We start from the raw sequence: 10,606 nt of genomic DNA, 5'->3' as shown, positions 1-10,606 counted from the left end.
CCCGCCGCCGTCAGGCCCGCGGCGAGGCCGCGCTTGTCCGGGAACCACTTGAGCGCATTGCCGACGCACGTGCCGTACACGCCGCCCGCGCCGATACCGGCGACGACGGACGCAAAGTACAGTTCCGGCAGCGTCGTCGCGAACGAATTCAGCACCCATGCAAGGCCCGCGCAAAGTGCGCCGCCCGCCACGACGGGACGCGGACCGAAGCGGTCGACGAGCCAGCCTTCGACGGGCACGAGCCATGTTTCAGTGAGAATGAAGATCGAGAACGCGAGCTGAACTTCGGCACGTCCCCAATGATGCTTTGCGCTCATCGGTGCGACGAACAACGTCCATGCGTATTGCAGGTTGGCGACGAGCGCCATGCACAAAATGCCGAATGCCAGTTGCCACCAGCGGTTGCGCCAAAACGCAACCGGAGCTTGCTGCGAAATGCTGTTCATGTGCCTGTCTCCGCTATCTATTTAGGGCAACCGGCCAAAGCGCCGGTCTCTATCCATGCCGCCTTATAGTTGTGTCCCGACCAAACGGTTTCGGGGTATTTCCTGATGCAAATTCCAGTACTTCTTTTCTCAAAACTTCTAAATCGCCTTATCCATTCCTTTATTGGATCTTTTAGAAGAAGGCCGCTCGTTGATACCTGTCTTGCCGCTTCGAGCCTTGTTTTTAGGCGTTAACCCGATGTTTGGCTTCGAATCGCGCATTACAGAATCCATGCTAGGGTCATTGCTGAATTACTGATAATTAAAGTTTGTTACCATGAAGATTCATCTTCGCTTATACATCTGCCATGACAATGCGTAACGCGACCCTGCGCCAGCTGAAAGTATTCGAAACGGTGGCGCGGCATCTCAGCTTCTCGCGCGCAGCGGAAGAACTGCACCTCACGCAGCCCGCCGTTTCCACTCAGGTCAGGCAGCTCGAAGAGCACGCCGGCCTGCCGCTTTTCGAACAGCTCGGCAAGAAGATTTACCTCACGCCGGCGGGCACCGAAATGCTTCACTACAGCCGCGCAATCATTCAGCAGTTTCATGAAGTCGATGAAGCGATGGGCCAGCTGAAGGGCGTATCGGGCGGCAAACTGAACGTGGCTGTGATCAGTGCGGGCGACTACTTCTTTCCGCGGCTGCTCGCGGAATTTACGCGTCGCTATGCGGGTGTCGAATTGAATCTTGCGGTACACAACCGCGAAGAACTGCTGCATCAACTGCAAACCAATCAGACCGATCTCGCGGTGATGGTGCGTCCGCCGCAAGAACTGGATGCGATCAATGAAGCGTTTGCGCCGCATCCGTACGTGATCGTAGCCGCGCCGACGCACCCGCTCGCCAGCAAGCGCAACATCAAGATGAGCCAGCTTGCCAGCGAAGCATTCGTCGTGCGCGAGCGCGGTTCGGATACGTGGAATTCGATGGAAGAAGGCTTTGCGGGACGTCTCACGAACCTCAAGATCGCGATGGAAATCAAGAGCACGGAGACGATCAAGCAGGCCGTGATCGCGGGCATGGGCATCGCATTCCTGTCCGCGCATACGATCAGCCTCGAATTGCAGGTCGGGAATCTCGTGGTGCTCGACGTCGAAGGCTTTCCGGTGATGCTCAACTGGTACGTCGTGCATCGCAAGAACAAGCGGCTGCCGCCCGTTGCCGTCGCGTTCAAGCGCTTTCTGATGGAAGAAGGCGCGAATCTCATTGAACAGATCACGCGTGTGAATCAATTGGCGGTCCATAAATGAGCCGCTATGGATTGCCAATAAAACTTTAACTATTGCGGATTCGTTGCGGCTTCTATGCTTGTGTCGATTCTTATCACTCGACTGCCTGGGAGCATTGCAATGAATCAGTCTGCTGATCCGCACAATGAAGCGCTGCTGAGCGCCTATAACGCCGCGTTCGGCGAACTCGGCCTGCGCTTTCGCTGGAGCCAGGCCACGCTCGATTTTTTCGACGATGTCAGCAATGAACTTGCGCGCATCACCGCGTATATCGAGCGCTTTCATTCCCATCTGCTCAGCGCGTATGACGCCGACTTTCTCGCGCAACTGATCTTCGAGCGGAAGAACCAGTTCTATCGCGAGTCCGTCGTTCAATGACGCAGGGTTGCAGTTCATCGTGACTCTCTTTGACGTCCGCGCTTCGCGAGTTGCACTCTTTCTGCACGACTCAGCGAAGCGGCGAACGTTATGTGTTTTCGTCAGTGACGCTTCGCGTTGTAGCGCTGCCGGCTGCGCACGCGCACCGCTGCGTGCGTCAGATGCATGTTTCGCGCTGACGACGCGCAGCGCGCCTGTGTGCGGCGCGGATTGCTCGCCCAGGTCCAGCGTTGCGTGAAATCGTCTGCGGGCTGCACGTGCGAAGGATCGCCATCCCACGCGAAGCGCAACGACATGCCACGCCGCGATGAGAGACCGCAATGCGCGGGCGTGTGCGCGTGATGCTCGTGGGTCGTCAGCATCACGTGCGCGCCGAGCGCGGCGGCCAGGAGGCTGACAGCAAACAGCGCCGCGATTCCCGGCATCTGCGCAGGCTCGCTGACAAAAGCGTAACCAAGCCAGATACACAATCCGAGCGCGAGCATATCGACGAGCTTGTCGCCTGCTGCGCCTTGCCGCATGCTTCGCCTGCCATGCTTCAATCGGTTGGCGAGCATCACCGCGGCTATCGCGAAGAGCAACGCGCCCGCGAAAACGAACACATACAGTTCCAGGCGCTCTAGCCCCGACCACGCGATGAAGCTCGCACAATCCGGCATGTCATCTCCTCGCTCTTTGCCGCTTTTTGCATTCTCGCGGACGCTGGTCCAGTGATCCTGTCAAACCGCTCGGACGGCCTGGCTCAAATGGCGCCAGCCGTTCTGAGCGCGTCGATCTGCTCGCGTGAATAGCCGAGCTCGGCCATCACTTCGTCCGTGTGCTCGCCGAGCAAGGGCGAACGTTTGACGTCAGTCGGGCTGTCCGACAGCTTGATCGGGTTGCCCACGGTCAGATACTTGCCGCGCACAGGGTGATCGACCTCGACGACCGTGCCTGTTTTGCGCAGCGATTCGTCTTCGGCGATCTCCTTCATCGACAGGATCGGGCCACATGGAATGTCGTGCTCGTTGAGGATTTCCATCGCCTCGAACTTGGTCTTCGTCATCGTCCAGCGTTCGACTTCCGCGAAGATGTCCTTCAGGCGCGGCAGGCGCGCATCGGGCGTCGCATAGTCCGGATGCGTCGCCCACTCTTCCCGGCCGATCACGTTGCAGATCTTCACCCACACGGGGGCCTGCGTGATGAAGTAGATGTACGCGTTCGGGTCGTGCTCCCAGCCCTTGCACTTGAGAATCCAGCCCGGCTGGCCGCCGCCCGACGCATTGCCCGCGCGCGGCACCGCCTCGCCGAACGTGCCGTTCGGATACTGCGGATATTCCTTCATCACGCCCGTGCGTTCGAGGCGCTGCTGGTCGCGCAGCTTCACGCGGCACAGGTTCAGCACGCCGTCCTGCATCGCCGCGAGCACCTTCTGGCCGCGGCCCGTCATCGTGCGCTGATAGAGCGCCGTGACGATGCCCAGCGCCAGATGCAGGCCCGTGCCGCTGTCGCCGATCTGCGCGCCCGTCACCACGGGCGGGCCGTCGTCGAAGCCCGTCGTCGACGCCGCGCCGCCCACGCACTGCGCGACGTTCTCGTACACCTTGCAGTCCTCGTACGGCCCCGGGCCGAAGCCCTTCACCGACGCGACGATCATCCGCGGATTGAGCTCCTGGATGCGCTCCCACGTGAAGCCCATGCGATCGAGCGCGCCCGGCGCGAAGTTCTCCACCAGCACGTCGCACTTCTGGATCAGCGCTTCGAGCACGAGCTTGCCTTCGGGATTCTTCGTGTCGATCGTCACCGAGCGCTTGTTGTGGTTGAGCATCGTGAAGTACAGGCTGTCGGCGCCCGGCACGTCACGCAGCTGCTCACGCGTGATGTCGCCCGCGCCGGCACGCTCCACCTTGATCACATCCGCGCCGAACCACGCCAGCAGCTGCGTACACGTCGGCCCCGACTGCACATGCGTGAAATCGAGAATGCGCACACCGTCGAGTGCTTTGCCCATGCTACGTCTCCCATCATTGTTTGCTGTACGTTGCTGATGCAATTCGCGCACCTCGGGACTGTCGCGCCTTGGCTTCGATGCATCTGATATGTGATATATCGTATTTACAGCCCGCTATTTGAGCAAGCTTTTTCGGGCGTTTTTTTGCGGGGAGAAACCCTTATGGGCAACGCAGGTACTCAGCGCCCACTGCGGACGCGCCCCGCCCTCGCGTTTCGCCAGAAGGCGAATGCGATGGTGGCGGTCGGCAGATTGTGGAAGCGTGAAGAGAGACGCGGCGCTCTCGGCGAGCTTATGGCTCGATCAACGCAAAGGCGGCGCCTCGCGCGGCCGCAATAGCCGCGGCTTCGGTGGCGAATACAGTGTGGTCAGCGACCTGTTGATACGGCAGGACATGAACGGGCGCCTCGGCGCCGTCGTCGAGTTTGCGCACGGCGGCGAATGCGGCCCAGCCGCCGTTGTGAATGAACTGCATGGCCGACAATTCGACTTGATACGGCCCGAAGGTTTCTACACGCATCGATGTTCTCCGTGCTGATCGCCGCGACGGCGATCGACGTGATATTGACTGCGCGAGTGCGAGGCGGCGCACGCACGCGCCGCCCGCGAGCAACAACGGGAACGACACTTCAGGCGCTGACGCGCGCCTCGAGTTCCGCGATGCGCTTGCGCAGATTGCGGTCTTCCTGGAAGCGCGCGGTTTCGTCGCGAATGATGGCAACGATGCCCGTCAGTTCGCGCGTATCCGAATACAGCAGTGCGACGGTAAAAGCGATGGACAGCGCGCGGCCGTCCTTGTGAACGGAAGGCACCCGCAGCACATCGTTCCCATAGCGCGTCTGTCCCGTCGCCATGGTCTTTTCGTAGCCTTCCCAATGACGCCCGCGCAGACGTTCGGGAATGATCAGATCGAGTGATTTGCCGAGTGCTTCTTCTTGCGTGAATCCGAACATGCGCTCGGCCGCGGGATTCCACAGCGTGATTGCGCCGCTCTTGTCGGAGATGACGACGGCATCGCCGATCGCATGGACCAGTTGTTCGTAATCGATGGCTGCTTGCATATTGGGGCTCGTATATATGGCTGCCGCTCAGTGAAAAACAGCGCCTGGCTAAGGCGCTGTTCGACAGGGCTCCGCTTCTGCTACAGCTTCTGCTGCTACAGCTTCTGCTACAACACGGAGCCCATTGAAACGCCTCTGCGATTACACCACTTTCGCTTCACGCATGTTGGCGATCTGCTCGAAGCTGTAGCCGAGGCCCTTGAGCACTTCTTCCGTGTGCTCGCCGAGCAGCGGCGAACCCGTGATCTCGGGCTTCATGTCCGAGAACTTGATCGGGCTGCCCACCGTCAGATACTTGCCGCGCGCCTTGTGGTCCACTTCGACGATCGTGCCGCTCTTGCGCAGCGATTCGTCATTCGCGATTTCCTTCATCGACAGAACCGGCGAGCACGGAATGTCGAACTTGCGCAGGATGTCGACGGCCTCGAACTTCGTCTTGTCGGCGAGCCATGCTTCGATCGTGTTGAAGATATCGAAGATGTGTGGCTGACGTGCCTGCGCCGTCATGTAGGCCGGGTCATCGATCCATTCCGGCTTGCCGATGGCGCGGCAGATCGGCTCCCATGCGTGGCCCTGAACCGTGAAGTAGATGTACGCGTTCGGGTCCGTTTCCCAGCCCTTGCACTTGAGCACCCAACCCGGCTGGCCGCCGCCGCCTGCATTGCCGCCGCGCGGCACGACATCGGTAAATTCGCCGTGCGGATACTGCGGATACTCTTCGAGGTAGCCGACGCGGTCCAGACGCTGCTGGTCGCGCAGCTTCACGCGGCACAGGTTGATCACGCTGTCCTGCATCGACACGGCCACCTTCTGGCCCTTGCCCGTCTTGTCGCGGCCGATCAGCGCGGTGAGAATGCCGATGGCAAGGTGCATGCCCGTGTTGCTGTCGCCGAGCGCCGCTGCGCTGACGGTCGGCGGGCCGTCCCAGAAGCCCGTCGTCGATGCGGCGCCGCCTGCGCACTGCGCGACGTTTTCATAGACCTTCAGGTCGTCGTAGTGGTGGCCGTCACTGAAGCCCTTGACGGAGGCGACGATCATCTTCGGGTTCAGCTCGTTGATGCGCTCCCACGTGAAGCCCATGCGATCCAGCGCGCCCGGTGCGAAGTTCTCGACCAGCACGTCCGACTCCTTGATCAGCCGTTCGAGCACTTCCTTGCCGTCCTGCGTCTTCGTATCGAGCGTCAGCGAGCGCTTGTTGCTGTTGAGCATCGTGAAGTACAGCGCATCGGCATCGGGGATGTCGCGCAGCTGGTTGCGCGTCACGTCGCCCGCGCCCGGACGCTCGACCTTGATCACATCCGCGCCGAACCAGGCGAGCAGCTGCGTGCACGCAGGACCTGCCTGCACGTGCGTGAAGTCGATGATCTTGACGCCTTCGAGGGGTTTGCTCACTTTAGTATCTCCGTGGTTGGCTGAGGTCACTTTTTCATTGCCGCGCTTTGCGGGTTCAGATTGGTCAGGCGTCCGCTTTCCGTACCGGCCGCTTCGTCGATCACTGCATTGATCAGCGTCGGCTTGCCGGATGCGATGGCTTCCTTGAGGGCTTTCTCGAGTTCTTCGGGTGTCGTCACGTTGTAGCCGATGCCGCCGAAGGCTTCGATCATCTTGTCGTAGCGCGCGTCCTTCACGAACACGGTCGGCGCGACGTCCTTGCCGCCCGTCGGGTTCACGTCGGTGCCGCGATACACGCCGTTGTTGTTGAAGATCACCGTGCACACGGGCAGCTGGTAGCGGCAGATCGTTTCGAGCTCCATGCCGCTGAAGCCGAATGCGCTATCGCCTTCGATCGCGAGCACCTGCTTGCCGCTCGTCACGGCCGCGCCGATCGCGAAGCCCATGCCGATGCCCATCACGCCCCACGTGCCCGAATCGAAGCGCTTGCGCGGCTGGTACATGTCGATGATGGCGCGCGCATAGTCCAGCGTGTTCGCGCCTTCGTTCACAACGTTGATGTCAGGGTTCTGCTTGACGATGTCGCGCAGCACGCGCAGCGCGCTGTGGAAGTTCATCGGCGAAGGACTCTTCGCGAGCGTCGCCGCCATCTTTTCGAGGTTCTTGTTCTTCTTCTCGTTGACGGCGTCGAGCCATTCCTTCGGCGGCTGCGGGAAGTTATCGCCGACCTGATCGAGCAGCGATGCGACGCACGAACCGATGTCGCCGACGATCGGCGCCGCGATCGCGACGTTGCTGTCCATTTCCTGCGCCGAGATGTCGATCTGCACGAACTGCTTCGGCTTGCCCCACGTCTTGCCCTTGCCGTGCGACAGCAGCCAGTTCAGGCGCGCGCCGACCAGCACGACGACGTCCGATTCGGCGAGCACGAACGAACGCGCAGCGGAGGCCGATTGCTCATGCGTGTCGGGCAGCAGGCCCTTGGCCATCGACATCGGCAGATACGGAATGCCCGTCTTCTCGATGAACGCGCGAATCTCCTTGTCGGCCTGCGAATACGCGGCGCCCTTGCCGAGCAGCACGAGCGGACGCTTCGCGCCTTTGAGCAGATCGATCGCGCGCTTCACCGAATCCGGCGCGGGCAACTGGCGCGGCGCCGCGTCGATCACGCGCACGAGCGATTGCTTTGCCTTCACGGCATCGATGGTTTGCGACAGCAGCTTCGCGGGCAGGTCCAGATACACGCCGCCCGGACGGCCCGACACGGCCGCGCGGATCGCGCGCGCCACGCCGATGCCGATGTCCTCGGCATGCAGCACGCGGTACGCCGCCTTCGCGTACGGCTTCGCTGCGTTCAGCTGGTCCATCTCTTCGTAGTCGCCCTGCTGCAGGTCGACGATTTCACGCTCGCTCGATCCGCTGATCAGGATCATCGGGAAGCAGTTCGTCGTTGCGTTGGCGAGTGCCGTAAGGCCGTTCAGGAAGCCCGGCGCGGACACCGTGAGGCAAATGCCGGGCTTTTGCGTCATGTAGCCAGCGATAGCGGCGGCATTGCCCGCATGCTGCTCATGACGGAAACCGATAAAGCGCATTCCTTCGGCTTGCGCGAGGCGCGCAAGGTCGGTGATAGGAATGCCGACCAGACCGAAGATCGTGTCGATATCGTTCGCCTTCAGTGCATCGATGACGAGGTGGAAACCGTCCGTCATTTGTTGTGCGTTCTCTTCAGCGGATTCCTGCGGTCTGATCTCAAGTACATCTGCCATGACGTCTCCTCCTTGGCCGGGTGTTGTGTGGCGTCTCGTGATATACAATATTCCAAACACAATATTAGTCAACGGTTTTTTGCGGCTGTCTGTTCATGCTGCTGCACCGCAAAAGGTCTCTTAAGCTTTGTGTTTGAAGGGTGTGGGCGCTTGAATCGTGCGCTGCATCAAGTGCCCGTACGGGATAGTCCTGGGGTCGCGCGAGTGGTTTGCGAGACCTCAGTCCAGAAAATCGCAATGCGCTTCGACGTACAGCGCGAGGTCGAGAGAGTGCTGACGCACGAGCGTTTCGACGCGTTCGGTGTCGCGCGCCTCGAGCGCTTCGATGATGCGCATGTGGTCCTCGATCGAGCGCGACGCGCGGTCGCTCTGCGCGATCGTCATGCGGCGTATCGCTCGCACGTGCATGAAGATGTTCTTGATCGTATCGAGGATGATCTGCGAGCCGGACAGCTCGACGAGCGCCTGGTGAAACGCGATGTTCACCTCCGAGTACTCCTCGATGTGATCGGTCGGCGTGGCCTCGTTGAAGTGATCGAACATCGCGCGCAGCCGCGCGATGTCCTCGTTGGACGCGCGCTGGGTCGCAAGACGCGCCGCCACGCTTTCGAGCGCGGCCCACATGCAGATCATCTCGACGATCTCTTTCTTCGTCTTGCGCAGAATGTAGACGCCGCGGCGCGGGACCGTGCGCAGAAAACCTTCCTGTTCGAGCAGCGTCATCGCCTCGCGAACCGGCGTGCGGCTCACGCCGAGCGCCTCGGTCAGTTCCTTCTCATCCAGACGCACTTCTTCACGCGAGTGGTAGATGTCGGTGTTCGCGATCGCGTGCTTGAGCCGCGCATACGCCTGGTCGCGTAGCGATGCCGTCGCGCTGATCGGCGTCAGGTTCAGGCTCAACGGGACCGTGCGGACATTCTCTTGCGTGTCGGTGGACATGGTCGACGTGTCTCCTCGTTGTCGAAAACGGTGGTGGTCCGCTCGGCTCATGCGCCTGATGGGCGCGGTCTGTCGCCTTGCAATGGCCGCTTTGCATATGCGCAATACTGTATATCACATATCTATTCCAACCAACTCTCCTGCACCCTGGGTTTGCAGCGATCTTTCCATAAGCATTGATAAATGGTTTTCAAAGAAAACTTTAACTATCGTGAATTAATCGGGCGGCCTATGCTGTCCTTCACGCAATCGATGAAATGGAGGAGATCATGCGCAACGCACACGATGGATACCGGAGTGACTACGACCGCGCAGTCGATGCGCAGCTGTGCGCGTTCAACAGCGCATTCGCCGACCTGGGGCTGCGCTTTCGCTGGGACGCGCAGACGCTGACATCGCTTGCGGCGATCGACGGCGAACATGCGCGCGTCGTCGCGTATATCGAGGCGCAGCAGCCGCATTTGCTCAACGCTTACAGCGCGGAGTTTCTGAGCGAGGCGATTCTCGCGAAGAAGCGCGCACATACGCCGGACGCGCTGCCGACGCGCGCAGAGGCATCCAGCGGCCGCGCGCAGCGGTCGGCGGGGTTCTCGATCGCCCAGTACTTCGCCGACGACGCAGGCCTGCCGGCACTGGCAGGCGCCTGATCCGCGCGCGGAAACAAGCCGGCAAGCCGTCGACGAAGCAAGCCCGAACGAAATCTCCCGCGCCTCACCGCGCGGGAGACTTTTTTATTGGGTATCGGTTTATCGGCTAACGGCGCGCCGCAACGTCACGCGGTCACGCGCGATAACCAAACAAAAAGCGGTGCATGGCGATTCAAGCCATGCACCGCTTCAGCTTCGATCATGCGATTATGCGGCGCCGCTTTGCGCAGCGCCCTTCGTCACTCTCCCGAACTGGCGCCAAGCGGCGAGGAGCTGGTTGCCGAAGCAAGCGAAACGCGCGTCCCCGACGTCTCGATCCAGCGCGCGCGCATCGGCGCGAGGATGAACTTCGCCGATACGCCCGCCGCGATCGTGATCACGGCCGACACGATAAACACGAGGTTCCATCCTCCTGCCGCCGACAGCACCGATGCGAGCGGCACGAGCAGCGCCGCCGTGCCCTTTGCCGTATAGAGCGTACCGGCATTGGCCGCAGCGTACTTGCTGCCGAACGTATCCGCGCAGATCGCCGGGAAGATCGAGAAGATCTCGCCCCAGAACAGGAAGATCAGCGCCGCGAAGGTCATGAACGCATACGGGTTCTGGCCGTACTCCATCATCCCGAGCAGCGCGAGCCCCTCGCCGATGAAGATCGCAAACATCGTGTTCTCGCGGCCGATCTTGTCGGAGATGAAACCGCACAGCGGACGCGTGAA

General features: G+C 61.1%; 12 protein-coding genes. 3 read left to right on the top strand and 9 right to left on the bottom strand.

The window, feature by feature from the left end; genetic code table 11:
• Positions 1 to 446, bottom strand: a 446-nt coding sequence (locus tag BMW76_RS39510) for an MFS transporter (protein WP_143062456.1), incomplete at its 3' end; no start/stop codon positions are given.
• Positions 447 to 793: 347 nt separating this feature from the next.
• Here BMW76_RS39510 and BMW76_RS39505 point away from each other — a divergent pair.
• On the top strand, positions 794 to 1,738 hold the full coding sequence (locus BMW76_RS39505; protein WP_090874106.1) for a LysR family transcriptional regulator: 945 nt from the start codon (positions 794 to 796) through the stop codon (positions 1,736 to 1,738).
• A 99-nt stretch (positions 1,739 to 1,837) separates the two neighbouring features.
• Positions 1,838 to 2,095, top strand: a complete 258-nt coding sequence (locus tag BMW76_RS39500) for a hypothetical protein (protein WP_090874105.1) — start codon at positions 1,838 to 1,840, stop codon at positions 2,093 to 2,095.
• 101 nt (positions 2,096 to 2,196) lie between these two features.
• Here the strand turns inward: BMW76_RS39500 and BMW76_RS39495 are convergent, their stop codons facing one another.
• The 7 genes from BMW76_RS39495 to BMW76_RS39465 form a co-directional block, all read right to left on the bottom strand.
• A complete protein-coding gene (locus BMW76_RS39495) occupies positions 2,197 to 2,754 on the bottom strand; it encodes an NADP transhydrogenase subunit beta (RefSeq protein WP_090874104.1) in 558 nt (185 codons plus the stop codon).
• Between the two features lie 83 nt (positions 2,755 to 2,837).
• Positions 2,838 to 4,085 carry a formyl-CoA transferase gene (gene frc / locus BMW76_RS39490; protein WP_090874103.1) on the bottom strand — a complete coding sequence of 416 codons (1,248 nt, stop codon included), beginning with the start codon at positions 4,083 to 4,085 and terminating at the stop codon, positions 2,838 to 2,840.
• Positions 4,086 to 4,377: 292 nt separating this feature from the next.
• The gene (locus BMW76_RS39485; RefSeq protein WP_090874102.1) at positions 4,378 to 4,605 is read right to left on the bottom strand and encodes a hypothetical protein; all 228 of its coding nucleotides are present in this window, start codon (positions 4,603 to 4,605) and stop codon (positions 4,378 to 4,380) included.
• Positions 4,606 to 4,714: 109 nt separating this feature from the next.
• Positions 4,715 to 5,146, bottom strand: a complete 432-nt coding sequence (locus BMW76_RS39480) for a PAS domain-containing protein (RefSeq protein ID WP_090874101.1) — start codon at positions 5,144 to 5,146, stop codon at positions 4,715 to 4,717.
• A gap of 141 nt (positions 5,147 to 5,287) precedes the next feature.
• Complete coding sequence (gene frc / locus BMW76_RS39475) at positions 5,288 to 6,538, bottom strand: formyl-CoA transferase (protein WP_090874100.1); 1,251 nt, start codon at positions 6,536 to 6,538, stop codon at positions 5,288 to 5,290.
• Positions 6,539 to 6,564: 26 nt separating this feature from the next.
• Positions 6,565 to 8,304, bottom strand: a complete 1,740-nt coding sequence (gene oxc / locus BMW76_RS39470; protein WP_090874099.1) for an oxalyl-CoA decarboxylase — start codon at positions 8,302 to 8,304, stop codon at positions 6,565 to 6,567.
• A gap of 219 nt (positions 8,305 to 8,523) precedes the next feature.
• Positions 8,524 to 9,243, bottom strand: a complete 720-nt coding sequence (locus BMW76_RS39465; protein WP_090874098.1) for a GntR family transcriptional regulator — start codon at positions 9,241 to 9,243, stop codon at positions 8,524 to 8,526.
• A gap of 269 nt (positions 9,244 to 9,512) precedes the next feature.
• Between BMW76_RS39465 and BMW76_RS39460 the strand changes: the two genes are divergently transcribed.
• Positions 9,513 to 9,890, top strand: a complete 378-nt coding sequence (locus tag BMW76_RS39460) for a hypothetical protein (RefSeq protein ID WP_090874107.1) — start codon at positions 9,513 to 9,515, stop codon at positions 9,888 to 9,890.
• Between the two features lie 239 nt (positions 9,891 to 10,129).
• On the opposite strand, the gene BMW76_RS39455 is transcribed toward BMW76_RS39460, so the two are convergent.
• Positions 10,130 to 10,606, bottom strand: a 477-nt coding sequence (locus BMW76_RS39455) for an MFS transporter (protein ID WP_143062455.1), incomplete at its 5' end; no start/stop codon positions are given.

The sequence above is a fragment of the Paraburkholderia diazotrophica genome (genome assembly GCF_900108945.1).
GTDB lineage: Bacteria > Pseudomonadota > Gammaproteobacteria > Burkholderiales > Burkholderiaceae > Paraburkholderia > Paraburkholderia diazotrophica.
This window is presented reverse-complemented; position numbering and strand designations above follow the sequence as displayed.